This window comes from Arthrobacter sp. UYEF21 (genome assembly GCF_040546085.1).
Classification (GTDB): Bacteria; Actinomycetota; Actinomycetes; order Actinomycetales; family Micrococcaceae; genus Arthrobacter.
The window spans coordinates 76,002-100,361 of record NZ_JBEPNF010000012.1 but is presented as its reverse complement, the minus strand read 5'-3'; the positions used below and the strand labels follow the sequence as shown (position 1 = coordinate 100,361).

The following is a 24,360-nucleotide window of genomic DNA, read 5'->3' as shown; positions in this document are numbered from 1 at the left end:
TTCACTGGAACTCTTCATCACATCCCCGTTCGGGGCGTGCCGGCGTACCCCCAAGATGCCGGCGCGTCCAACGCCGTTGGGCTGCCCACGCGGTCCTTAGGAACACGAAAGAGAGAAATTAAATGACTACACGTGCAACTGTTGCACGCCACCGCGCCGAGGTCACCAAGACCAACTCGCTGGCTGTCATTGCCAAGGCTGTCGGCGACAACGCCGGCGGCATGGGCCGCCAGGCCGCGGTTATCGCTGCAGCCTCCGGCCTGGTCCTGACCAGTGGTATCGCGGCGAACGCGGCAGAGACCAACGTTCAGCGCGAAGCAGTCTCCACCGCCAACCTTGAGGTTGGGGTCTCCGCGCCGGCCATCATTTCGGCCTCTTCCACCATCGCCATCTCCTACGAGAAGCCTGCTGTGACCACCACACCGGCTCCCGTTAAGGTGGCGGAGCCCGTTGTTGAGGCTCCGGCCGCTCCGGTTGCCAAGCCCGCAGCCACTATCAAGGTGGCGGCGTCCACTCCGTCCGCGCACGCCGCTCCGGTGGCTGCCAGCGGCAAGGGCCAGGCCATCCTGTCCGCAGCCTACGCACAGCTGGGTGTGAGCCAGGACTGCACCATGCTGGTGACCAACTCGCTCGCCGCAGTGGGCATCAACTTCCACGACTGGCCCGCTGGCTACCTCTCCCTGGGCCGCACCGTGAGTGCAGCCGAAGCCCAGCCCGGCGACCTGATCTACTACGCAGACGGCGGAGCCGGCATGGCCCACATCGCGGTCTACGCCGGCAACGGCCAGGCTGTGCACGGCGGCTACAACGGCAACCAGACCGTTGTATTCAGCGCCAACGTTGGTTCGGGACCGGTCTTCATCCGCGTGTCCTAGTAGTTGATTGAGCTTTCAAAGGACCTCCGCCTGATGGCGGGGGTCCCTTTGCTTGCTCCTGCCGTTCCACCCCGGACTGGACGCCCGGCGGGCCCGACACGTAGCGCCACGGAACGGGTAATTAGTTGATACCGGCATTTTCTGTTTACTCTTGTGGTGTCGATCCATAGCCCGGATATGCCGGGGGCAGCCGGCCCTCGTGCCCCTGACGGGTGCGGCCACGAAGAGGTACGTGCATGCGCACTCTCGTTCTGAATGCTGGATATGAACCGCTGGCGGTTGTCACCTTCCGCCGGGCGCTGGTGCTTGTGCTCACGGGCAAGGCCAGCGTTATTGCCGAAGGCGATGACCCTGTAGTGGGTCCGCAGGAAATCTTGGGCCGCCCGTCCGTGATTCTCCTGAACCGCTACATCCGCCCCCGATACAACCAGAGCACTACGGTCAGCCGCCGCGGAGTCCTGCGGCGTGATGGTCACCGGTGTGCATACTGCGGCAAAGGTGCCCACACCATCGACCATGTGCAGCCCAAATCACGGGGTGGCGCCGACTCGTGGGAGAACCTCGTGGCCGCATGCCTTCGGTGCAACAACACCAAGGGCGACCACACCCCTGCCGAAATGGGGTGGAAGCTGAAGGTTGTGCCGGAGCCGCCGCATGGCACCATCTGGCAGATCAAGGAGCTGGAGAAGCCGACGCCGGCCTGGGACCCCTTCCTGCTGCCTGAACGGGCGGCCTGACCGCGCCACCGCCGTTAGGCTGGGAGGGTGGACGCTGACCCCCTAAGTTTTGATGCCGTCATTCTCGCCGGTGGCCGTTCCGCGCGCCTTGGCGGCGTGCCCAAGCAAAGCCTGACATACGACGGCGATACGCTGTTGCGCCGTTCGGTCGCCGCTGCCGGAGGTGCCCGGGCCATCGCCGTCGTGGGTCCTGGCCCCGGGAACATGCCGGCCGGGATCCTCAGCTGCCGTGAGGAGCCGCCGTTCGGCGGTCCGGCGGCCGCCATCGCGGCCGGGCTCGCGGCAGTGCAGGATCTCTCTGTCGTAGGAGGTGCCGCGGCAGGGGACGCCACCGGCGGATGCCGTCCCCGGTTGACTTTGGTGCTGGCCTGTGACATGCCCAATGTTCGGCACGCGGTGGCCGCCCTCCGGAAGGCCTTGGAAGCCGGCGGACCGGCAGTGGCCGCGGACGGAGTGGTGGCTGTCTCGCAGGATGGCCGGCGACAGCCGTTGGTGGGCTTTTATAGCACGGCTGCGCTACAACGTTCAGTGGCCGAGCTTGCCGCTAAAGGAAGCTTAATCAACGGTTCGGTCGGGGCGCTCCTTGCTAGTCTTGACCTACAGCCTGTCGCCGTTCCGGCCGGCTCCACAGCTGACGTGGACACCTGGGACGACGCCGCCGCACTTGGTGTGGCCGGCCCGGATCCGCTCAGTGGATCCCGGAGCAACGCGGCCGCAGATGATTTGGGAGGCAGAGCGTGAAGAGTCAGGACGAGACGCTGGAAGAGTGGTGCCGGGCGCTGCTGCAGGCATACGAACTTGAAGACGTCCAGATTGACGTGAACGCCATCCTGTCGCTGGCTGGAGTGGCCGCCCACTCGGTGGTCCGCCCGGCGGCACCGCTGACAACTTTTATTGCCGGGCTGGCGGCGGGCCTGGCAGCGGGATCGGGACAGGTTACGGACGCTGCCGCCATGACCGCAGCCATGGACCGCGCCCGGGCCCTCGCTGCAGACTACGATTCCGAACCCACCGGGGTACCCGTCGAATGATCACCGCCGAATGACCGCCGCCTCCGGCGACGAACCCGGGAGCCCCGACCCGCAGCATTCCCTTCCTGCCCCTGAGGTGCACGCCGCTGAGGCGCACGCAACGCACCTGGCCCATACCTGGGACGAGGCGCGCCAAGCCGCCTTTGACAGTGCCACGCCGATTCCGCCCGGACGGGTCCCGCTGGACCAGGCACTGGGGCGGGTCCTGGTTGAAGCCATCACCGCGCTGCACGATATGCCGCATTATGCGTCCTCCGCGATGGACGGCTGGGCGGTCAACGGCGGCGGTCCGTGGATTGTGGCGGAGGCCGGCCGGCGGCTGGCTCCGCATCAGGCCAGCCGGATTGTCACTGGGGGATTGATTCCGCCCGGAGCCAAGGGGGTGCTGCGCAGCGAGAGTGCGGTGCTGGGCACGGACGACGACGGCCTGCCGCTGTTGCTTACAGGCGGCACCGCCCGCCCCGGCGAGCCCAAGAACGGCCAGCATATCCGGAAAGCGGGTGAGGAAGCAGCTGCGGGGGACGTCCTGGTCAAGGCGGGCGTCACCCTGAACCCGGCCCATCTGGCCGTCGCCGCCCTGGCGGGGCACGATGACCTGTTGGTGCGCGGGAAGCCGGTGGTGAAGCTTCTGCTCACCGGATCCGAAGTCGTGGCGGAAGGCCTGCCCGTGCCAGGGCAGGTCCGGGATACCTTCGGCCCGCAGCTCGCAGCAGTGGTGGCCATGCTCGGCGGCATCTACGCCGGCCAGGAAAGAATCGGCGACTCCTATCCGGAGTGGCTGGCTGGCCTGGAGGACCTCGCGCCTGAGGTTCCGGACCCCGCCGCGCTGCCTGCCGACGTCGTGATCACTACCGGCGGGACGGGACGTTCCGATACCGACCACCTCCGCCGCGCAGTGGCGCAACTGGGCGGGCGGCTGATCATCGACGGCATTGCGATGCGCCCCGGGCATCCTGCCGTCCTGGCCGAACTCCCGGACGGACGCTTTGTCATGGGGCTGCCCGGGAACCCGCTGGCTGCCATGATGGCATTGTCCACTGTGGGCGAACCCCTGCTAGCGGCTTTGGGCCACGGCCCCCTGCCGCCCGTGCAGGACGTCCCCTGCGGTGCAACCCTCGAGCCGGAGCCAGGACGGACCCGGCTGATGCCCTTCCGGCTCCTGTACGGGATGGCTTCCCCGGCCAAGCACACCGGACCGGGGATGATGCGCGGGCTGGCCTCGGCCCACGGGGTGATAGTTGTCCCGCCGCACGGAGTGCATCTCGGCGAGCCTGTGCCGGCGTTCGCTTTGCCGTGGGGACCGCCGTTGCCTGTGCCCGAACCGGCCGGCACCAAGCCCAAAACCCGTCCTGCGGCCAAGCCTGGCAGTAAGACGGCGGACAAGGACGCGGCGAAGCCTGCCGGTCCGGTGGACTGGAGTGCCCTGCTGGACTGAGCTGCCGTGCTGCGCGGCCCTGCTCCATGGCTCTGGCGGTGCTCCACAGCCCGGCCGTGGTGCGATGATTGAGCTATGAACACTCCCAGCCGCCCAGTCCGGAACGCCTGCAAGGGCCTTCGAAGCAGTGCAGGACGCTGATGGGACGCATGACCCAGCGCCGCAAGGTGCACAAGTACGTTTTGGACGGCTCGCCCAATGCCTTGGAGTTTCCGGTCCGCTGCCGTGAGGACGTCCTCGCCGTTGAAGAGCCGCTGGAGATCAGGATTGGCCAGCTGTCGTTTTCCGTGACAATGCGAACTCCCGGGGACGACTTTGACCTCGTGGCCGGCTTCCTGGTCTCCGAGGGGATCATCTGGACTCCCGAGCAGCTGGTTTCACTGCGGTTCTGCGCCGGTGAGGACGAAAATGGCGTTCAGACCTTCAACGTGGTGGAGGCCCAGCTGCGGCCCGACGTCGAAATGCCCGCCACCGGACGGAACGTGTTCACCTCAAGTTCCTGCGGTATCTGCGGCACCGATTCGATCGAAGCCGTGCGGAAATCCTCCCACTACAGCCCGGCTTCGGATCCTGTGACAGTGCCGGCGGACGTCCTCGCCTCCCTGCCCACCCGGCTCCGCGAAGCACAGGCGGTTTTTGAAATCACCGGCGGCGTGCATGCCGCCGGCCTCTTCCGGATATCGGACGACGGCGGCGTGGAGCTGTTGTGCCTCCGTGAGGATGTGGGCCGCCACAACGCCGTGGACAAGGTGGTGGGCTGGGCCTTGCGGGAGCGGCTGCTGCCGTTGACCGGTTTGGTCCTGCAGGTATCGGGGCGGGCGTCGTTCGAATTGGTCCAGAAGGCGGCGTTGGCTGGAATACCTGTCCTGGCGGCCGTGAGCGCACCCTCAAGCCTCGCCGCGGAACTGGCGGAGGCCAGCGGGATGACGCTGGCCGGATTCAGTCGGGGCACCAGCCTGAACGTTTACGCCGGCCAGGGCAGGATCACCCTGCCCGCGGCGAATGTTCCTGTAGAGGCCGCCGAGGTTCGGGGATAGGGCTGCGCCGCCCCCTGCGGCAAAACTGGTACTTGGCTATTGAGCTACTAGCCGGTAGATTTTATCCATCGATTGGACGGCATTGTCCGGATTCGACTACTCAAATTCGCGTACCTAAGAGGGTTTACAGTGCATGACGACCGCCGGATTACCGAAGTCCGCCTGGATCGGTTTGTCCGCGAGCGGATCAAGCCCGCCGTATACACCCGAAGCGTTCCCCTGAACCTCAGCAGTTGGGATGCGCCGGGCGAGCCGGTCAACGTGATGGACGCCCTGCGGCATATCTTCCTGCCGCAGGAGCACGGTGCTGCCTGGGGCCAGCCGTGGGGCACCAAATGGCTCCGGCTGCAGGGCGACGTGCCCGAGGCCTGGGGGACCGGCCCGGACACCACGGTGGAAATCGTGGTGGATCTCGGCTTCATCAACGAAGCCCCCGGCTTCCAGTGCGAGGGCATCGCGTGGCGCCCTGACGGCACCATCATTAAAGCGATTTCGCCCCGGAACCAGTACATCCCGCTGAAACTGCTCGGCAGCGGCATGGCCGTTGACTTCTACGTTGAAGCCGCCGCCAACCCGGACATGGCGCAGGGCTGGACCTTCGCCGCCACGCCCTACGGGGACAAAGCAACGGCTGGCACGGCACCGCAATACCGGCTCGGCAGGATCGCCATTGCAGAACTGAACCAGACGGTCTGGGATCTCCAACAGGACATCTGGACGCTCTCCGGGCTGATGCACGAACTTCCCCTCGAGCTGCCGCGGCGCCATGTAATCCTCCGCGCGCTGGAGCGCATGATGGACCTGATGGACCCCGACGACGTCGCCGGTACCGCGGCTGCCGGGCGCGAAGCCCTGGCAGATGTCCTGTCCCGGCCTGCATATGCTTCCGCCCACCACATGGTAGCCACCGGGCACGCCCACATTGACTCCGCGTGGCTGTGGCCGGTACGTGAAACCATCCGCAAATGTGCCAGGACGTTCTCCAACGTGGTGGCGCTGATGGACGAGGATTCAGGCTTTGTGTTCTCGTGCTCATCAGCCCAGCAGTTGGCCTGGATGAAGGAGTTCTACCCCGAACTCTTCGGCCGGATCCGCGAGAAGGTCAAAGCGGGCCAGTTCGTTCCGGTTGGTGGCATGTGGGTTGAATCGGACACCAATATGCCAGGCGGCGAGGCCATGGCCCGCCAGTTCATTGAAGGCAAGAACTTCTTCCTCCAGGAGTTCGGCGTCGAATGCCGCGAAGCCTGGCTCCCGGACTCGTTCGGCTACTCCGCAGCCCTGCCGCAGATTGTCAGGTCGGCCGGCAGCCGCTGGTTCCTCACCCAGAAAATCTCGTGGAACCAGGTCAACCGGATGCCACACCATACATTCAACTGGGAAGGCATCGACGGCACCAGGCTCTTCACGCATTTCCCACCCGTTGACACCTACAACGCCGAGCTGAGCGGGCGCGAACTGGCCCACGCCGAACGGAACTTCCGCGAGCATGGGCGAGCCAACACCTCGCTGGTGCCGTTCGGTTACGGCGACGGCGGCGGGGGACCCACGCGGGAAATGCTGGCCGCCGCAAGGCGCACCGGGGACCTTGAGGGCTCGCCCAAGGTCCGCGTCGGTTCCGCCGAGAGTTTCTTCGCCGAGGCGGAGGAGGGCTACGACACTTTGCCCGTGTGGGTGGGGGAGATGTACCTTGAACTCCATCGCGGCACCTACACCAGCCAGGCCCAAACAAAACGCGGAAACCGGCGCAGTGAACACCTGCTTCGCGAGGCCGAACTCTGGTGCACTACGGCCGCCGTCCGCAGCTCCTTCGCGTACCCTGCCGCCGAACTGAAGCGGCTCTGGCGGCTGGTGCTCCTGCAGCAGTTCCACGACATCCTGCCGGGCAGCTCCATCGCGTGGGTCCACCAGGACGCGGAACGCAACTACGCCGCCATCGGCACCAGCCTCGAAACCATCATTGGCCAGGCGGCGGCCGCCCTCCTGGGTGAGGGGTCCAGGACGCTCCTGCTCAACGCCGCGCCCCACGCACGGAACGGAGTACCTGCGCTCGGGGCCGCAGAACCGGCGGTCCACGGCCAGCCCGTCAAGGCAACCGCCCTGGAGGGCGGTTATGTACTCGACAATGGCATCATCCGGGCTGTCCTTGATGCTGACGGCCTCCTCGCCTCCCTCACCGATTACGCCACGGGACGCGAAGCTATTGCGCCCGGGTCGCGCGGCAACCTGCTGGAACTGCACCGGGACACCCCCAACGAATGGGATGCCTGGGACATTGACGAGTTCTACCGCCGTAACGTCACGGCCGTGACGGCTGCGCAGGATCTCCGGCTGGAGCACGTTGGCGGCAGCGCCGTGGTGGTGGTGGACCGGGTGGCAGGCTCATCGCCGGTCACCCAACGGATCACGCTGGGTGCCGGCAGCGATTCCCTGTCCATCAGTACCGCTGTTGAGTGGCAGGAGAGCGAGAAACTCTTGAAGCTTGGCTTCCCGCTGGACGTCAAGGCGGACCGCTCTGCCGCCGAGACGCAGTTCGGGCACGTCTTCCGGGCCACCCACGTGAACACCTCATGGGAGGCGGCGAAATTCGAGATCTGCGCGCACCGTTGGATCCACGTGGGGGAGCCCGGTTATGGCGTGGCGATCTCCAACGCGGCCACTTACGGACACGATGTCACCATGAACGTCAGGGAGGCCGACAGCGGGACCACCACCACAGTGCGGCTCTCCCTGCTGCGGGCTCCGAAGTTCCCGGACCCGACGGCGGACCGCGGCCACCAGGAGCTGGCGGTCACCATCCGGCCCGGCGCTGGAATCGCCGAGGCCGTGGAGGAGGGCTACCGGACCAACCTCGCTCCGCGGCTGGTCCGCGGCGGACGGGACGTGGAGCCGTTGTTCACGGTGGACAACCCGGCGCTGGTCATTGAGGCGGTCAAGCTTGCCGAGGACAGTTCGGGCGATGTTGTGGTCCGGCTTTATGAATCCCGGGGGCAGCGGTCGGCCGGGGTCATTTCGGCTGGTTTTCCGGTCAAGGACGTGCAGGCAACGGACCTGCTGGAACGCCCCGTCCAAGCGCCCGGGGTGACACCCGGTGCCGAGGGCAGCGTCAGCCTGGCGTTGCGGCCCTTCCAACTGGTCACACTGAGGTTTGCCCGGTAGGAGCTGTACGCCAGGTACGAGCTGCTGGGAGCTGTTCGCCAGGCAGTCGCTGCGGAGCGTCGTCGGAACAGCGGCTGTCACTGTCTCCTTGCCTGCCTAGTCGCGCCCCGGGGGAATATGCGTATGCATGGACAGCTTGTGCGGGGCATGGAACTGGGAATATTCACCTTCGGCGACATCCGCCGCGATCCCGTCAAGCTCGATGCACAGGAACGCGTCACCTGGAACGGCCGGTTCCGCTCCGGCTTGGACGACGCCCTCATCCTGCCGCGTCCGTTCCCGGCCGCTGACGGCCGGTGTGAACTGGACATCTGGATCGCCACGGGCGGGACTCTGAAGTCATCCGTGCGGGCTGCGACCCTGCGCCAGAACGCCATGTACGCCTGCTGGGCGGATCCGTACGGAACTTCGAGCGGCACGTCGCCCTGTACCGGCAGACCGCCGTCGAACACGGGCACAACAATGCAGCGCTGAGGGTGGGCGTCAGCGCCCCGTGGTTGGTGCTGCGGGACCTGGGCTCGGGTTCGGGTGCGGGCCGGGCCAAGGAAGTCTTTCAGCCGTACTGGCTGGACAGCATGCGCCGGATCTCGGCCGAGCGGGGCTTTCCCACGCCCAGCGGTGTCACCTACAACCTGGAGACCGCGCCCAGCGGCGCCCTTTTTGTGGGCACCCCGGAGCAGGCGGCCGAAAAAATCGTCAGGATGCACGGTCATCTGCAGCATGACCGGCAGATCTTCCAGCTGGATTTGTCGTCAGTCCCGCAGCAGATTGTGCTCGAAGCTATCGAACTGTTGGGTACCGAGGTGCTTCCGCTCGTCCTGCGTGAGCTGGGCGGTGCCGGTGGAACGGGAACTGAGGCCCTAAGCCAAACGGCGCCTTAATCAGGCTGAGTGGGGGCGGTCCCCAACGGCCGCCACCACTCATCCCCCCAATGAGTGCAAAGGCTTTCGGGGCGCGGCATCCAAGAGGTTATCCCCGTTCGCAAACACCGGCGCACCGCCTTCACACATTCATGATTGTTCCATGTCTAATGATTCTGTGAAAGCTATGACGGCTAGTTTGCAGTAGAAGTCTTTTGGCGCCGGCCGCCGCGACCGTGCACGAGGCCAGCGATACCGATCAGGGCCAGTCCAAAAACAAAGCACAAAATGGCGCTGTAATTGATCACAAACATCGCTGCTCCCCAGTCTGACGGGAAAAACGGGAAGAGCAATGTCAACGCGACAGCGATCGAGCCGACGCCCAGCAGGGAGGCGGCGATGCGGACCAGGGCCGGGAACGAACTGCGCACTGCGCCCACCATGGCCGGCAGGAGGACCACCGCTACATAGGCCGGAAAGGCGCGGCCGGCGGCGCCGTAGTACTCAAGCAGAAGAACGTTCCTGGTGCTCTGGCTGGACAAGGCAGCCATGCCAGCGGACGACCCCGTGGTATCCATCATCAGGAAGACAATCACCACCACCAGCGAGGTAAGCGCCAGCACCGCCATCCCGATCCGTCCCGTGAGCAGCCGGTAAGCGCTGTCGGCCCCAAAGCCCCGGGTGACGCGGATACCCACGAAGAAGATAGCGGCGAAGATGACAAAGCGGAGCAGCAAATTGGCCACGTTAACCCCGCCGAGCGCCTGGTCGATGGCAAAGTACGGCGCCCGGATGCTGAGCAGGGTGGCGAGCGTCATCAGGGCAAAGATGTAGAAGACTGTCCTGTTCTTCCCCCTCAGGGCACTGGGAACGCGCGCGATGGCTACCAGGCCGCAGACAGTCAGCGTGGACCACTGCAGGATTTCGATCATCCCAGGTTCTCCCAGATCTTTTCGGTTTTTTCATGGTCATGTTCCTGCCGGCGGAGGGCCCGGCCGAGTGTCTGCAGCCGGTCACCGGCCAGCGTGGTCAGTTCGCCGTCGGACAGGCTGTCGAGCGCGGACTGCCGGGCTTCGGGAAGCCAGCCTGCCTCCGCCTCCGTGACCAGCCCGGTGGCCACCAGGCCGCTGGCAGGGCCGACGCCGGCGGCAAGGGAGGTGGCAACCGCCAGTTCGGGCGCCATCCGGTTCGCGGTCAGTTGCGCCGAATAGTTCTGCGGGGCGATTCCGGTGGCGGCGGAGACCCGGTGCCGCAGTTCGCCGTCGTCGATGGCCTCCACCCAGTTCTTGACCGAGGTGGCGTGCGGGGCCGGCTCCAACGCCGACGAACCGGCCGGCGCGCCGCCGGGGTCCGCGGCTGAACGGGCCAAAACTGCCCGCAGGAGGTCCGCGGTGGAGATCTGGCTGACCAGTTCTGGCCTTGTAGGCGGGTGCGGGTCCGTGAGCAGGCTGTAGGCATCGAACGCCGCCAGCGCAGACACGGGGTTGACGTTATACGCGCGGCTGATGTTGACCACTGTTGTCTCTGCCACCTTGCCCCGGACAAGCTGCTGGGCCAGGGTGCTCCGCTTGATGCCGGACACACGGCAGACGTCTGACGTGCTCGTGTGGGGGGCGATGCCGTGCAGCCAGCGCTGGAACGCCTTGGCAGGAATGGGCATATCGGCTCTCTGCTGAACGGATGATTGCCCTTGATTTTAGCCTGAATGCGTGCCGGCGGTTTGATGCGGACTCCGGAGTCGACTATGCTTGATGGTCGAGCCCGTTGGTCCGTACACCCCCCAAGTCCGGACCGGCGGGCTCTTTAGTGCCCCGGCACTTTCCCGGGTGGCACAGTGCGGATTCACCGCAGTTTTCGGCCGATCCAGGCGGGTTCCTCCGGCCGGGCGGCGAGAGGATGAACCAACTCATGACTGCAACCCTTGTGGCCAAAGACCTTTCCGGGGGCCACGACCACCGGACGCTTTTCTCCAAGCTTTCCCTCACGGTGGCCCCCGGCGATGTAGTGGGTGTGGTGGGTGCCAACGGTGCCGGAAAATCCACCCTGCTGCGCCTGCTGGCCGGCGTGGACCAGCCCCAGGGCGGCAGTGTGAGCCTTGCGCCGGCTGACGCCTTTGTGGGGTGGCTGCCCCAGGAGCACGAGCGCGTGGCGGGAGAGTCGGTGGCCGGCTACATCGCACGCCGCACCGGCTGCACCCAGGCGACGGCGGAGATGGAGTCCACCGCCGAGGCGCTGGGTTCCGGGGCCCCCGGCGCTGACGACGCCTACTCCCTTGCCTTTGACCGCTGGATGGCGTCCGGCGCGGCGGACCTGGACGAACGCATCCCGGCTGTCCTGGCCGACCTTGGCCTCGAAACCGGCCCGGAAGCCCCCATGGCGGGCCTCTCCGGCGGCCAGGCAGCCCGTGTGGCCTTAGCTGCCCTCCTGCTCAGCCGCTTCGACGTGGTGCTGCTGGACGAGCCCACCAACGACCTGGACCTGGCCGGGCTGGCCAAACTGGAAGCCTTTGTCCAGGGCCTGCGCGGCGGCGTGGTGCTGGTATCCCACGACCGGGAGTTCCTGGCCCGCTGTGTCACCACCATTGTGGAACTGGACCTGGCGCAGAATTCCGTAGCCGTTTACGACGGCGGCTATGAGGCGTTCCTGGAGGAACGCGCGGTGGCCCGGCGGCACGTGCGCGAAAAGTTCGAGGAGTTCGCGTCCACCAAGGCAGACCTCGTGTCCCGTGCCCGGACCCAGCGTGAGTGGAGCTCCCAGGGTGTGCGGAATGCCATGAAAAAGAGCCCGGACAATGACAAGATCCGCCGCGCGGCCAGCACCGAATCCTCCGAGAAGCAGGCCCAGAAAGTCCGGCAGATGGAGTCCAGGATCGCCCGGCTGGACGTGGTGGAAGAACCGCGGAAGGAATGGCAGCTGCAGTTCAGCATCGGCCAGGCGCCGCGGTCCAGCGGGGTGGTGGCCACCCTGCGGGACGCCGTCGTGAACCAGGGCAGCTTTACGCTGGGCCCGGTGAACCTGCAGCTGAACGCAGGGGAGCGGATCGGCATCACCGGACCCAACGGAGCGGGTAAGTCAACGTTGTTGCGCCTGCTTCTGGGTGTCCAGGCGCCGGACTCAGGCAATGCCGCGATGGGCGCCTCGGTGGCCATCGGCGAAATCGACCAGGCCCGCGGACTGCTGGCCGGCCGCCTCAACCTGGCGGACGCCGTCGAAGCTGTCCTGACTGACCTGACGCCTGCTGAGGTCCGTACTCTGCTGGCCAAGTTCGGCCTGAAGGCGGACCACACAGCCCGCGCTGTGGATTCCCTCTCGCCCGGCGAACGCACCCGCGCCGCGCTGGCCCTGCTGCAGGCGCGTGGTGTGAACCTGCTGGTCCTGGACGAGCCCACCAACCACCTTGACCTGCCCGCCATCGAGCAGCTGGAAGAGGCCCTGGAAAGCTACGAGGGCGCGCTGCTGCTGGTCACCCATGACCGGCGGCTGCTGGAGAATGTACGGCTGGATGTACGGTGGAATGTGGACAACGGAACGGTAACTGAACTGATGGCAGACGCAACGGAGCTACAGCGATGAGCATGGACGGCGTTGCCTGGCACTCCCTATACAACATCTCCCGGGCCAAGAACGGCTCCCGGCCCTTCTCCAAGGCAACGCTGAAGCGGGTGCTGGGTTTCGCCCGCCCCCACCGGACAAAACTGATCGCGTTTGTGGCGCTGTCCATTGTGATGGCGTTCCTGGCTGTCGCCACGCCCGTGCTTGCCGGCCAGGTGGTTGACACCATCGTGGCCAGGGCGGGTACCGACGAAGTGATCCGGCTGGCGATACTGATCGCCGTGGTGGCCGTAGCCGAAGCAGGGGTGGGACTCGTCAGCCGCTGGCTGTCCTCCAACATCGGCGAAGGCGTGATCGTGGACCTGCGCACCCGGGTCTTTGACCATGTGCAGAAGATGCCCATTGCGTTCTTCACCCGTACCCGCACCGGGGCCCTGGTCAGCCGGCTGAACAACGACGTCATCGGCGCCCAGTCCGCCTTCGCCGGAACCCTTTCCGGTGTGGTCAGCAACGTGGTGGCCCTGATCCTGACGCTGATCGTGATGCTCGGGACCTCCTGGCAGGTCACCGTGCTCGCCATGATCTTGCTGCCGATCTTCCTCATCCCCGCCCGCCGGATGGGCTCCCGGCTCGCGGACCTGCGCCGTGAGGCAGCAGACCACAACGCAGCCATGGGCACCCAGATGACCGAGCGGTTCTCCGCTCCGGGCGCCACGCTGGTAAAGCTCTTCGGCCGGCCGGATGAGGAATCCAGCGAGTTCGCTCTCCGGGCCGGACGTGTCCGGGACATCGGCGTCCGCACCGCCATGCTGCAGTTCACCTTCGTCACCGCGCTGACGCTGGTCTCCGCGCTCGCCTTGGCGCTGGTCTACGGGCTGGGCGGCTGGCTGGCCATTGGCGGGCAGCTCGCCGCGGGCGACGTCGTGGTGCTGGCACTGCTGCTGACCCGCCTGTACGCCCCGCTCACCGCCCTGTCCAACGCCCGCGTGGAAATCATGAGTGCACTGGTCAGCTTCGAGCGGGTCTTCGAGATCCTGGACCTCAAGCCCCTGATCCAACAGAAGCCCGACGCCGTGGCCATCCCGCCGGGACACGTTTCGGTGGAGTTCGACGACGTCCGCTTCGCCTACCCCTCCGCGGACAAGGTCTCACTGGCCTCGCTCGAGGAAGTATCCACGCTGGACACCCGCGGCGGCGAAGAGGTGCTGCATGGGATCAGTTTCCGCGTGGAACCGGGGCAGACCGTTGCCCTGGTGGGTTCATCGGGTGCCGGAAAGTCCACTATCGCGCAGCTGCTTTCCCGGCTGTACGACGTCGATTCCGGCGCTGTGCGGCTCGGCGGCACCCTTCCCGGGACGGGGCTGGACGTCCGGGACGCCACCTTCGATTCCCTGCGGGACACCCTGGGTATGGTCACCCAGGACGGGCACCTTTTCCACGAGTCGATCGCGTCCAACCTCCGGCTCGCCCGGCCTGACGCCACCGAAGAGGACATGTGGGACGCCATCCGGCAGGCCCGCCTCGAGACCATGATCCGCTCCCTGCCCGATGGCCTGGACACCGTGGTGGGGGAGCGTGGCTACCGGCTCTCCGGCGGCGAACGCCAGCGCCTCACCATCGCCCGGCTGCTGATTTCCCAGCCCCGGGTGGTCATCCTGGACGAGGCCACCGCCGCACTGGATTCCACGAACGAAGCCGCCGTGCAGGCGGCCCTGGGTGCAGCGCTCGAGGGGCGCACCGCCGTCGTGATTGCCCACCGGCTGTCCACGATCCGTGCCGCCGACGTCATCCTGGTGGTGGAGGGCGGACAGATCGTGGAGCGCGGGAGCCACACTGAGCTGCTGGCCGCCGACGGCCGGTACGCCGAGCTGTACCAGACGCAGTTCGCCGAGGCCACCGCAGTGGCCGAGGAGGCCGTTCCCGAGTTCTAGGGGTCAGCCGTTCCCCACCGACCTGGGCCGGAGCCTACCTGGCGGCCAATTTTGGCAGGATGTGGTCCGTCAGCAGCGGGGCGAGGTCGGCGGGCAGCGGCATGCCCCGGTGGTGCTCGGCCAGGTCCAGCCAGCGGATCTCGGCGATCTCGGCCGACGGGTGCGCCGTCCAGGTGCCCGGGGCCAGGAACACCGTGGCTTCAATGTCCGTGGCGGCTTCATTCGCGGCGTCGGCAATCCAGATGCCCATGAGTTCCAGGTCGCGCGGCTCGATGATGATCCCCACTTCCTCCTGGAGCTCGCGGGACGCAGCCTGGACGGCGGTTTCGCCGGGCTCGGGCTTGCCGCCGGGGTGCATAAACATGCCGGTCCCGCGCTTGCGGACGGTCAGGAGCCGCCCGGCGTCGTCGAAGACGCAGACGGCGGAGACAACGATGCGGGCTTTCACGGCTTCGAGCCTAGCCTGTTCAGCTTCGCCGCTTCGAGCCCCCGCTTAGCCCAGCCGCTTCAACGCCGAGGCCAGCAGCAGGTCCTTGCGCGGCCCGCTCACATCCCATGTGTAGCCGAACTCGTCCGGGCCTCCGTAGCTGTACGCCACTCGGTAGGTATCGGGATCGCACCAGTGCTGGTCCAGGCTGGCTTCCGGGGTGAAGCTCATCCGGTGGAAGAGCCGGCCGTCGGGGAAAAACACGTCCAGGGCGTCGGGCCGGTCGGCGGCCTTCAGGAGGTATTCACGGTAGGCGGGACCGGTGAGGGTGGGCCAGCGCATGGTGCCTTCTTCACGAAAGGCGAGGCCGCCGTCGTCCGTTGGCGTGAAATGTACGACGCCGGAAAAGGTTCCGCGGGTGCCTGTGGAGCGGTCCAGCAGGTCCCGTTCCACGGTCCAGCGGCCGGTCTTCGAGGGACCGAGCAGGTAAGCGCGAAGCCCCGTTTCCGGGGCAAGAAGGTTCAAGTGCCCTCGATTGGAATCGAACCAACGACACCGGCTTTAGGAGAGCCGTGCTCTATCCACTGAGCTACGAGGGCGCGTGTCCGCTGTTCCGGCAGGGCCGGTCCGTCCGGACACGGATACAAGCATACAAGGTGGGAGGCCGTACTACGCTCATGGCATGAGTTCAGCCCCGACGTCCGCTCCCGCCGTGGGCTTCATCCCGAACACGGCCTCCATCCGCCAGTACATCGGTGCCTGGTCCGTCCTAAGCGTGCTGCAGTACTTTGTGGCCGAGTCTGCCGTGATCGGAGCTTGGGGCGGGCGGCAGCCCTACGACCGCCGGACCGGCTACATCAGCGACCTCGGTGCAGTCCACTGCGGCATTTACGAGGGCCGGGATGTGTGTTCGCCGCTGCACTGGCTGATGAACGCCTCCTTTGTTGTCCAGGGGCTGGGCATGCTGCTGGGGGCGCTGCTGTTGGGGTCGGGGCTGCTGTGCGTCGCTGCCAGGGCCGGGGCACGGGTCCAGCCGGGGCGCCGAAAGCCCTGGTGGGCCGCAATCTGGGTCCGGATCCTGACCGGAACGGCAGGTGCCGGGACCATGATCGTGGGACTGGCGCCGGAGGATGTGGGCTCCCGCTGGCACTTCACCGGCGCCGTGATGTACTTCCTCGCCGGTGCGCTTGCCCTGCTGGTGCTGGGCGCGTTGTGGCTGCGACAGACGCCGCTCGGCTGGTTTGTCCTGGTGTGCGGGCTGGCGTCGTTCGCAGCGCTGGTGACCGGCGGACTGACGGGGATGGACGTGCCGGAGCCGGGCACCCTGGAACGGCTGATGGGCTACCCGGTCACGACAGGGATGGCCGCCGCTGGACTGGTGATTGCCCAGCGCGTACACCACGAGCGGACCTCACGGCGTCTGAGGGCAACACGGGGTCACTAGAAGCCCAAAAGTGCCGTCCATTGGGCCACAAGTGACCCCGCGGGGCTACCGCGGCGGCGCGGGGCTACTGCGGCGGCGCGGGGCTACTGCGGCGGCGCGGGGGAGCGGATCCCGACGGCGGCTTCCGCTTCAGGAACACTGCGGAACCCCCGGCCAGCAGGCTCAGGACGAGCAGCACCCAGCCCGCAACGGTGAGCCCGGACGCCAGAGCGACCTGACCGGCGTCGGCCGTTTCCGCGGCCACCACCGCATCGATGGTGACGTTGCCCCACAACCGGACCACCACAAACAGCAGCGGGACTGCCCACAGGGCCCAGCGGAGGGACTTCCTCGCGACATTGGTGCCGATCAGCAGCAGCCAGGTGAAGCCGAAGATGAGCGGGAATAGTGTCCCGGCGGTCTTGTGGACGTAGTTGAGCTGGCCGCGGGCGTCGTCGTCCATGGCGGCGTTCAACTGGCCGACGTAGCCGGCGTCGAAGCCGCCCAGCAGTGAATCCGGCATTGCGAGCCCACCGGACAGCTGCGTCAGCTGGTTCAGCACGAGCAGGTGGAGGTACCAGAACAGGAACAGGCTGGCCACCACGCCGGCAATCAGGATCAGGTTGCTGTTGCTTTGGGCCTTCTGCGGCGAACGTTTAGTTGTGGGGTTGATCACCGGCGGAAGGCTGTGCTCTGGAACAGCCGCCTTGGAGCCGTGCTTCTTGATCCGCTGCGCTGGGGTTTTGGCCATGGCACCATTATCGCGCTGCATAGACTGGTTCCATGACCACTGGCCGGCACACCGCCCTCGAACTCGACCCCGCCCTGGACGATTACCAGCTGGCCTCCGCGCTGGTGCGCGAAGCAGGCCAGTTGGCGCTTTTGATGCGGATGGCCGGCCTCGAGGCGCAGCAGAAAACGTCCATCTCAGATGTGGTGACAGCCGCCGACCATGCCGCCGAAGCCTATGTGCTCGAGCAGCTGCAGCGCTGCCGCCCCGATGACGGCATCCTCGGCGAAGAGGGCGCCTCCGTGGCCGGCACCACCGGCCGGACCTGGGTGATCGACCCCGTGGACGGAACGTACAACTTTCTGCACGGCTCCACGTACTGGTGCTCGGCCATCGCCCTGAAGGACTCCACGGACGTGCTGCTGGGGGCTATTTTCCAGCCTGAGGAGGACAAGTTGTGGCTTGGCGGAACTGCCCGCGCTGCCACGCTGAACGGAGAGGTGCTCAACGGTTTTGCGGAGCCGGCCGGACTCCCTGCCGGCGGCGCTTCCCAGGGCGCCGGTTCCCGCAGCGGTGCTGCCCTCGCGGAAGTCGGCGCAGCCACCTACATCCACCCCACCTGGCTGCTGGATCCCCTGTGTGCCATGCCGTGGCACGCCGCCGCCACATCGGCCGCTGCGCTGCGGATGCTCGGCTCAGGGTCCTGCGACCTGGGCCGCGTGGCCGACGGCCAATTGGGTTGCTGGTTCCAGCACAGTTGCCCGGAGTGGGACTGGCTGCCGGGCAAGGCAATTGTCCGGGCCGCCGGCGGCGCCACGGACACAGTGCTGGTGAACGGCCTTCAGTGGTTCATGGCGGGAGGCACGACGGCGGTGCGGGAGTTGCGTGCGGCCCTCCAGTCGGGCTCGGTGACCTGAGCCGGGGCCGAGGAGTTTTTGTCCAGATAATGCGCTGTGCTGACGCTCTGAGGGGCATTATCTGGACAAAAACTCCTTTGACCGGGAGAGGGAGCGGCTGGGCATCAGTTATCCACAGGCTGGAACTGGGTGTCGGACCCACCGCCTAGACTTGTAGGCACCATGGATATGTTGTTTGACCCGTACTCTGACGGACCGTTCAAGGCCGCTCCGGCAGCCGCCCCCCGCACCAAGTCGCGCCCGGAAGGCCTCGCCGCGGCCGCCGAATTCGGTGGTGGCGCGTCTGGCGGCGGCTCCGCTGGTGGTCAGGGGGGCTGGGCCAGCCAGCAGTCCCACGGTGACGGAACCCCGGAGCAGGCGCACCATCGGCCCAATGCTGCTGAACTGCTGCAGGGACTCAATCCCCAACAGGAGGAAGCCGTCAAACACGCCGGCAGTGCCCTGCTGATCGTGGCAGGCGCAGGCTCCGGTAAAACCCGCGTGCTCAGCAACCGGATCGCCTACCTGATCGCCACCCATCGCGCCCATTACGGCGAGATCCTGGCCATCACGTTCACAAACAAGGCTGCCGCCGAGATGCGGGAGCGCATCGCGGCCCTGGTGGGCGGCCGGGCCAAGATCATGTGGATCTCCACGTTCCACTCCTCCTGCGTGCGCATCCTGCGCCAGGAAGCGTCGAACGTGGGCCTGAAGTCAAATTTCTCCATCTACGACTCCGCCGACTCCCTGCGGCTGGTCACCCAGGTATCCAAGAGCCTGGACCTGGACCCCAAAAAGTTCGCTCCGAAGGCCATCCAGCACAAGATTTCGGCGCTCAAGAACGAGCTCATCGATGCCGATTCGTACACAAACTCGGCCAACTACAACGATCCGTTCGAGCAGGCCGTGGCCCAGGTCTTCAAGGGCTACACGCAGCGGCTGCGCCAGGCCAACGCCATGGACTTCGACGACCTCATCGCAGAAACCGTCTACATGTTCCGGGCTTTCCCGGCGCTAGCGGACTCCTACCGCCGGCGGTTCCGGCACGTCCTGGTGGACGAGTACCAGGACACCAACCACGCCCAGTACGCCCTGGTCCGCGAAATTGTGGGCGAGGGCCCCGGCGCGTCCGAGCTCACCGTCGTCGGCGACTCGGACCAGTCCATCTACGCTTTCCGCGGCGCGGACATCCGCAACATCGTGGAGTTCGAGAAGGACTACCCGGACGCCCGCACCATCAAGCTGGAGCAGAACTACCGCTCCACGCAGAACATCCTCAGCGCGGCAAACTCCGTGATCTCGCGCAACCCCAACCGCCCGGAAAAGCGGCTGTGGACAGCCGAGGGCGAGGGCCACAAAATCATCGGCTACGTGGGCGAGAACGAACACGACGAAGCCCAGTTCATCGCCAAGGAAATCGACCGGCTCCAGGACGAGGACAACCTCCGCCCTGGCGACGTCGCAATTTTCTACCGCACCAACGCGCAGTCCCGTTCCATTGAGGACGTGCTGGTCCGGGTGGGCCTTCCGTACAAGGTGGTGGGCGGCACGCGCTTCTACGAGCGCAAGGAAATCAAGGACGCACTCGCGTACCTCCGGGTCCTGGTCAACCCGGACGACGACGTCAACCTGCGCCGGGTGCTCAACGAACCCAAGCGCGGCATCGGTGACCGCGCCGAGGGTGCGGTGGCAGCGCTCGCCCAGCGCGAGCGGATGTCCTTTATGGCAGCCGCCCGGCGGGCCGAGGACGCCCCAGGCATGGCAACGCGCTCAGTCAACGCAGTCCTGGGGTTCGTGAAACTCCTGGACGACCTCGCCGAAGTCGCGGCCGGCTCGGGTGCCGCTGCCGCGCTGGAAGCCGTGCTGGAGCAGACGGGCTACCTTGCCGGGCTGCGTATAAGCACCGATCCCCAGGACGAGTCCCGCGTGGAGAACCTGGCGGAACTCGTCGCTGTCGTCCGTGAATACGAACAGGAGAACCCGGAAGGGTCGCTGGGCGCCTTCCTGGAGCAGGTGTCCCTGGTGGCTGATGCGGACCAGATCCCGGACGCCCCCGCGGGGACCGCGGACGAACTGGCCGCCGCCGTGGCGGAGGCCAAACGCCTGGGCGTGGTCACCCTGATGACCCTCCATACCGCCAAGGGCCTTGAATTTCCGGTGGTGTTCCTGAGCGGCATGGAGCACGGGCTGTTCCCGCACCAGCGTTCGGCCACGGACCCCAAGGAGCTCGCCGAGGAACGCCGGCTGGCCTATGTGGGCCTGACCCGCGCCCGCAAGCGGCTCTATGTCACCCGGTCCGAAGTTCGCAGCATGTGGGGCCAGAGCCAGTACAACCCGGCCAGCCAGTTCCTCGAGGAAATCCCGTCCGAGTTGGTGGAATGGAAGCGCGAAGGCACCAGCCGGCAGTCCGGCGGGTGGGGGAGCGGCGGATCCATCGGGTCGAGCCGCTACAGCGGATCCTTCTGGGGCGCAGGCCCTTCCCGGGGGGCCGCCGCCGATTCATCTGCAGGTTTCAATGCGGACGTTCCCGCCGCCATCGCCAAGAACCGTGTGCAGCCACAGAAGGAAATTGTGGCCGTCACTGTGGGGGACAAAGTCAACCACACGAGCTTCGGCAACGGCACGGTGCTGGCGCTGGAGGGCGCGGGGGACAAAACGGTGGCCAAGGTGAAGTTCGACGTCGGCGAGAAGCGTCTCCTGCTCCGGTACGCGCCCCTCACAAAGCTGGACGCGTAGCCGCGCTCACCCTTGTCCGCGGACCCCGGCTGGCTTACAGTTCAGGAACTCGCCCGTAGCCGGGAAGCCGGTGACGCGCAGGCTATTTGAGCACAGCAGATTCGGGGCACCACTGTGAAGATCCTGTTCGCCAGCCAGGCCATGGACGGCCATTTCAACCCCATGACGGGCGTGGCGATGCGGCTTAAGGGCCGTGGCCACGACGTGGCCTGGTACACGGGTTCCGTCTATGCAGACAGGCTCGGAGAAATGGGAATCCAGCACTTCCCCTCCGCAGGGCCATCGAGCACCGCGCGGACAACCTCTATGAGCTCTATCCGGAGCGGGCCAAGCTCAAGGGCCCACGGGCCATCGGCTTCGACGGCGAGAAAATTTTCGCCTGCAATGTCAGCCACTTCTTCGAGGACATCCGTGAAGTCGCGCAGCAGTATCCCTTTGACGTTGTGGTGGCGGACAGTTCCATGTTCATTCACCGCCTCGTCTCCCATTTGCTGGGCAAGCCGTTGGTGAATTTTGTCGCCATCCCCAACATGGAGAGTGACCCGCAGGTACCCCCGCTCTTCTTCGGGTTCCGGCCGCCACGCCATCCCGTGGAGAAGGCGGTCCACGGACTGGCGGGCCTGCTGTCCGACAAAGTTATCCTTCGGCCTGCCAGCCAAAGCTACCGCCGGCAGCACGCCGCCTACGGCCAGGCTGTTCCGCGGGAAGGCCGGCTGACGGACGAGCCCTATCGGTGCTCGGACGCCATTATCCAGACCGGCCCGGAATCCCTCGACTTCCCGCGGCGCCGGGTCAACCCCAAAGTGCACTATGTCGGCGCGCTCCTGCCATTCCGGGGGCTTGGCCAGCCCGCCACCGGTTCCGGCGGGGATGGCGGGTTTCCCCGGTCCTACCCCGCAACACTCGTTGTCACCCAGGGAACTGTGGACAACCTGGACCAGGACAAACTCATCCTTCGGTCGCTTGAGGCGGTCAAGGAAATGGATGCATTGGTCATCGTCGCAACCGGCGGGCACGGCACCGAGGAGTTGAAGGCCCGCTACCCACAGTCCAACGTAGTGGTGCGGGACTACGTGGACTTCGCGGAGGTCTTTGACTTCACGGATGTCTTCATCACCAACGGTGGATTTGGCGGTGTTCAGCTGAGCCTGTCGAAGGGTGTTCCGTTGGTGGTGTCGGGCATCAACGAGGGCAAAAGTGATGTTAACGCCCGGGTGGAACACGCCGGCGTCGGCATTAACCTCAGGACAGAGTCACCTAAGCCCGCCGACATCGCCGCAGCAGTGGGAAAGGTCCTGGCGGATCCCGGCTGGAAATCCCGCGCCCGGAAGATGCAGGAGCAGTTCGACCGCGAGGATCCCGCGGAAGCTGCTGCCGCAGTCGTGGAGGCCGCAGGCAGGCGTACGCGGGGCTGAGACCGCTGCCGGGGCATAATGGAGGCCATGAGAAGGACTGTATTGGGGATCCTGGCCGCCTTCTTCCTGCTGGCAGGCACTGCCTGCAGCATCACCACCGAGGACCCGGGCTACGTGGCTCCGCTGCCGCTGCCGCCCTTGGAACAGCTGGAACGGGCGGCTCTGGTGGACCCGCGGGGTTCCGGGCCGGCCAGGACGTCCTCTCGTTCATCACCGAGGACCGGAACATCGTGTGCTCCCTGACGTCCGCCAAGGGGGAGCACCTTAACCTCCCGTACGAGCTGAACAGCTTTACCGACAGCGCCAACGACAAACTGGCGACTGTTCCGGTGGCACACTGCCAGTTGGCGAACTATCCCAAACCTGCCGCCGTCGACATCAAGGACGATTGCGCCGGCACCGGCCTGGGCTACCTCGGCGGCACGGCGCTGCTCACGCCGGACAAGGCAACGTACGGGGAATGCCGTTCCGGCGTCACACAAATGGAGGCCGCTTACGGGCCCAAGGGGAGCAAGACCGGCCCGCTCAGCGAACTGCCTGTCCTGGCCGACGGCGCCAACCTGGAACGGAACGGCATCCGCTGCTCGCCGTATAAACATGGCGTAGCGTGCGGGAACGTTTCCGCAGGTGTCGCCTTCTTCGTCGCCAGGGATCAATACGAAGCCTTTTCCAAGGGTGCCGAAACCGCCGCTCCAGCACCGACTGACGCCCCAAAAACCCCGTAATCTAGGGATTTTTCTACGCTCCATAGAATAGTGTGCTTACTCACATAAGCGGTACTGTGGAACGGGCCGGTCCTTGGAGAGGACTAGAGTTCCGAGTGGAGCATGGCGCGCTGCGGCCCGTTTTCGAACTGGTCGCAAGTGCTTGCAATCCGCAGCCCGGTCCTCGTCTCCGACGGTGCCCGACTGTACAGAAACTACTTCGACGTAGAAGGACACTAAACCGTGGACCTGTTTGAATACCAGGCGCGCGATATGTTCGAGGCGCACGGTGTACCCGTGCTTGCCGGCATCGTGGCGTACACCCCAGAAGAAGCAAAAGCAGCAGCCGAAAAAATCGGCGGCGTGACCGTTGTTAAAGCACAGGTCAAGGTAGGCGGTCGCGGCAAGGCTGGCGGCGTCAAGGTAGCCAAGACCGCTGATGAGGCACTTGAGCACTCCACCAACATCCTCGGCATGGACATCAAGGGCCACACCGTCAACAAGGTGATGATTGCCCAGGGTGCCGACATCGCCGAGGAGTACTACTTCTCCGTGCTGCTGGACCGGGCCAACCGCAACTACCTGGCCATGTGCTCGGTTGAAGGCGGCATGGAAATCGAACAGCTCGCCGTCGAACGCCCTGATGCCCTGGCCAAGATCGCTATTGATCCTGCCGTTGGCATCGACCAGGCCAAGGCTGACGAAATCGTTGCAGCCGCAGGCTTCGCCGAGGAACTGCGCGGCAAGGTCGCCGCCGTGATCCTTAAGCTCTGGGACGTCTTCAAGAAGGAAGACGCCACCCTCGTGGAGGTCAACCCGCTGGTCAAGACCGGCGCCGGGGACGTTGTTGCACTGGACGGCAAGGTGACTCTGGACGAGAACGCCGAGTTCCGCCACGCCAAGCACTCCCTCCTTGAGGACAAGGACGCTGCAGATCCGCTCGAGGCCAAGGCCAAGGCGCAGGACCTGAACTACGTCAAGTTGGACGGCGAAGTAGGCATCATCGGTAACGGTGCCGGCCTGGTCATGTCCACCCTGGACGTCGTCGCCTACGCCGGTGAAAACCACGGCAACGTCAAGCCCGCCAACTTCCTGGACATCGGTGGTGGAGCTTCCGCCGAGGTCATGGCTGCAGGCCTCGACGTCATCCTGGGCGATCCGCAGGTCAAATCCGTATTCGTGAACGTCTTTGGTGGCATCACCGCGTGTGACGCCGTCGCCAAGGGCATCGTTGGCGCGCTGGCCGAGCTGGGCCACAACGCGAACAAGCCGCTGGTAGTCCGCCTCGACGGCAACAACGTTGAGGAAGGCCGCCGCATCCTGGCCGAGGCCAACCACCCGCTGGTTACCCTGGCCGCCACCATGGACGAGGGCGCCGACAAGGCCGCCGAGCTCGCCAACGCAGCTAAGTAAAG

Annotated in this window: 22 protein-coding genes, 1 tRNA gene and 1 pseudogene; 17 read left to right on the top strand and 7 right to left on the bottom strand. The window is 66.0% G+C overall.

The window, feature by feature from the left end:
* Nucleotides 1-122: 122 nt before the first annotated feature.
* The 9 genes from ABIB27_RS13370 to ABIB27_RS13330 all read left to right on the top strand — a co-directional run bounded on the left by ABIB27_RS13370 (nt 123) and on the right by ABIB27_RS13330 (nt 9,152).
* The gene (locus ABIB27_RS13370) at nt 123-875 is read left to right on the top strand and encodes an NlpC/P60 family protein (protein ID WP_354216200.1); all 753 of its coding nucleotides are present in this window, start codon (nt 123-125) and stop codon (nt 873-875) included.
* A 236-nt stretch (nt 876-1,111) separates the two neighbouring features.
* Entirely contained in the window at nt 1,112-1,612 is a 501-nt protein-coding gene (locus ABIB27_RS13365) for an HNH endonuclease (protein ID WP_354216199.1), read from the top strand.
* A gap of 27 nt (nt 1,613-1,639) precedes the next feature.
* Complete coding sequence (gene mobA, locus ABIB27_RS13360) at nt 1,640-2,353, top strand: molybdenum cofactor guanylyltransferase (protein WP_354216198.1); 714 nt, start codon at nt 1,640-1,642, stop codon at nt 2,351-2,353.
* Entirely contained in the window at nt 2,350-2,643 is a 294-nt protein-coding gene (locus ABIB27_RS13355; protein ID WP_354216197.1) for a DUF6457 domain-containing protein, read from the top strand. Before mobA ends, ABIB27_RS13355 begins: the two co-directional genes overlap by 4 nt.
* 10 nt (nt 2,644-2,653) lie before the next feature.
* Entirely contained in the window at nt 2,654-4,078 is a 1,425-nt protein-coding gene (locus ABIB27_RS13350; protein ID WP_354216196.1) for a molybdopterin molybdotransferase MoeA, read from the top strand.
* Nucleotides 4,079-4,218: 140 nt separating this feature from the next.
* Complete coding sequence (fdhD, locus tag ABIB27_RS13345; protein WP_354254035.1) at nt 4,219-5,115, top strand: formate dehydrogenase accessory sulfurtransferase FdhD; 897 nt, start codon at nt 4,219-4,221, stop codon at nt 5,113-5,115.
* A 129-nt stretch (nt 5,116-5,244) separates the two neighbouring features.
* A complete protein-coding gene (locus ABIB27_RS13340) occupies nt 5,245-8,271 on the top strand; it encodes an alpha-mannosidase (RefSeq protein WP_354216194.1) in 3,027 nt (1,008 codons plus the stop codon).
* 123 nt (nt 8,272-8,394) lie between these two features.
* Nucleotides 8,395-8,745: a hypothetical protein gene (locus ABIB27_RS13335; RefSeq protein WP_354216193.1), complete on the top strand. Its 351-nt coding sequence runs from the start codon at nt 8,395-8,397 to the stop codon at nt 8,743-8,745.
* A gap of 2 nt (nt 8,746-8,747) precedes the next feature.
* Nucleotides 8,748-9,152 (top strand): hypothetical protein, encoded by a 405-nt coding sequence (locus ABIB27_RS13330; RefSeq protein WP_354216192.1) that lies wholly within the window; start codon nt 8,748-8,750, stop codon nt 9,150-9,152.
* Nucleotides 9,153-9,325: 173 nt separating this feature from the next.
* Here ABIB27_RS13330 and ABIB27_RS13325 read toward each other — a convergent pair whose 3' ends face one another.
* Both ABIB27_RS13325 and ABIB27_RS13320 read right to left on the bottom strand, forming a co-directional pair.
* A complete protein-coding gene (locus ABIB27_RS13325; protein ID WP_354216191.1) occupies nt 9,326-10,063 on the bottom strand; it encodes a hypothetical protein in 738 nt (245 codons plus the stop codon).
* Entirely contained in the window at nt 10,060-10,791 is a 732-nt protein-coding gene (locus ABIB27_RS13320) for a hypothetical protein (RefSeq protein WP_354216190.1), read from the bottom strand. Before ABIB27_RS13320 ends, ABIB27_RS13325 begins: the two co-directional genes overlap by 4 nt.
* Nucleotides 10,792-11,039: 248 nt before the next feature.
* On the opposite strand from ABIB27_RS13320, the gene ABIB27_RS13315 reads away from it, so the two are divergent.
* Nucleotides 11,040-12,704, top strand: a complete 1,665-nt coding sequence (locus tag ABIB27_RS13315) for an ABC-F family ATP-binding cassette domain-containing protein (protein WP_354216189.1) — start codon at nt 11,040-11,042, stop codon at nt 12,702-12,704.
* Complete coding sequence (locus tag ABIB27_RS13310; RefSeq protein ID WP_354254034.1) at nt 12,701-14,614, top strand: ABC transporter ATP-binding protein; 1,914 nt, start codon at nt 12,701-12,703, stop codon at nt 14,612-14,614. Before ABIB27_RS13315 ends, ABIB27_RS13310 begins: the two co-directional genes overlap by 4 nt.
* A gap of 34 nt (nt 14,615-14,648) precedes the next feature.
* Here ABIB27_RS13310 and ABIB27_RS13305 read toward each other — a convergent pair whose 3' ends face one another.
* The 3 genes from ABIB27_RS13305 to ABIB27_RS13295 all read right to left on the bottom strand — a co-directional run bounded on the left by ABIB27_RS13305 (nt 14,649) and on the right by ABIB27_RS13295 (nt 15,640).
* A complete protein-coding gene (locus tag ABIB27_RS13305; RefSeq protein ID WP_354216187.1) occupies nt 14,649-15,062 on the bottom strand; it encodes an NUDIX hydrolase in 414 nt (137 codons plus the stop codon).
* 45 nt (nt 15,063-15,107) lie between these two features.
* Nucleotides 15,108-15,566, bottom strand: a complete 459-nt coding sequence (locus ABIB27_RS13300) for a DUF6314 family protein (RefSeq protein WP_354216186.1) — start codon at nt 15,564-15,566, stop codon at nt 15,108-15,110.
* A gap of 1 nt (nt 15,567) precedes the next feature.
* Nucleotides 15,568-15,640: transfer RNA gene (locus ABIB27_RS13295), tRNA-Arg, on the bottom strand.
* Between the two features lie 83 nt (nt 15,641-15,723).
* Here ABIB27_RS13295 and ABIB27_RS13290 point away from each other — a divergent pair.
* On the top strand, nt 15,724-16,485 hold the full coding sequence (locus ABIB27_RS13290; RefSeq protein ID WP_354216185.1) for a DUF998 domain-containing protein: 762 nt from the start codon (nt 15,724-15,726) through the stop codon (nt 16,483-16,485).
* A gap of 64 nt (nt 16,486-16,549) precedes the next feature.
* Here the strand turns inward: ABIB27_RS13290 and ABIB27_RS13285 are convergent, their stop codons facing one another.
* On the bottom strand, nt 16,550-17,215 hold the full coding sequence (locus ABIB27_RS13285; RefSeq protein WP_354216184.1) for a hypothetical protein: 666 nt from the start codon (nt 17,213-17,215) through the stop codon (nt 16,550-16,552).
* Between the two features lie 32 nt (nt 17,216-17,247).
* Here ABIB27_RS13285 and ABIB27_RS13280 point away from each other — a divergent pair, with 32 nt between their 5' ends.
* Nucleotides 17,248-18,111, top strand: coding sequence for an inositol monophosphatase family protein (locus ABIB27_RS13280; RefSeq protein ID WP_354216183.1), 864 nt, complete (start codon nt 17,248-17,250; stop codon nt 18,109-18,111).
* Between the two features lie 168 nt (nt 18,112-18,279).
* Nucleotides 18,280-20,826 carry a DNA helicase PcrA gene (gene pcrA / locus ABIB27_RS13275; protein WP_502909216.1) on the top strand — a complete coding sequence of 849 codons (2,547 nt, stop codon included), beginning with the start codon at nt 18,280-18,282 and terminating at the stop codon, nt 20,824-20,826.
* A gap of 227 nt (nt 20,827-21,053) precedes the next feature.
* On the opposite strand, the gene ABIB27_RS13270 is transcribed toward pcrA, so the two are convergent.
* Nucleotides 21,054-21,299 carry a hypothetical protein gene (locus ABIB27_RS13270; RefSeq protein WP_354254030.1) on the bottom strand — a complete coding sequence of 82 codons (246 nt, stop codon included), beginning with the start codon at nt 21,297-21,299 and terminating at the stop codon, nt 21,054-21,056.
* On the opposite strand from ABIB27_RS13270, the gene ABIB27_RS13265 reads away from it, so the two are divergent.
* The 3 genes and pseudogenes from ABIB27_RS13265 to sucC all read left to right on the top strand — a co-directional run bounded on the left by ABIB27_RS13265 (nt 21,288) and on the right by sucC (nt 24,358).
* A complete protein-coding gene (locus tag ABIB27_RS13265) occupies nt 21,288-22,241 on the top strand; it encodes a glycosyltransferase (protein ID WP_354216180.1) in 954 nt (317 codons plus the stop codon). The genes ABIB27_RS13270 and ABIB27_RS13265 overlap by 12 nt on opposite strands.
* 18 nt (nt 22,242-22,259) lie before the next feature.
* A pseudogene (locus ABIB27_RS13260) lies at nt 22,260-22,966 on the top strand (hypothetical protein).
* 222 nt (nt 22,967-23,188) lie between these two features.
* Nucleotides 23,189-24,358, top strand: a complete 1,170-nt coding sequence (gene sucC / locus ABIB27_RS13255; protein WP_354216178.1) for an ADP-forming succinate--CoA ligase subunit beta — start codon at nt 23,189-23,191, stop codon at nt 24,356-24,358.
* The last annotated feature ends 2 nt before the right edge of the window (nt 24,359-24,360 follow it).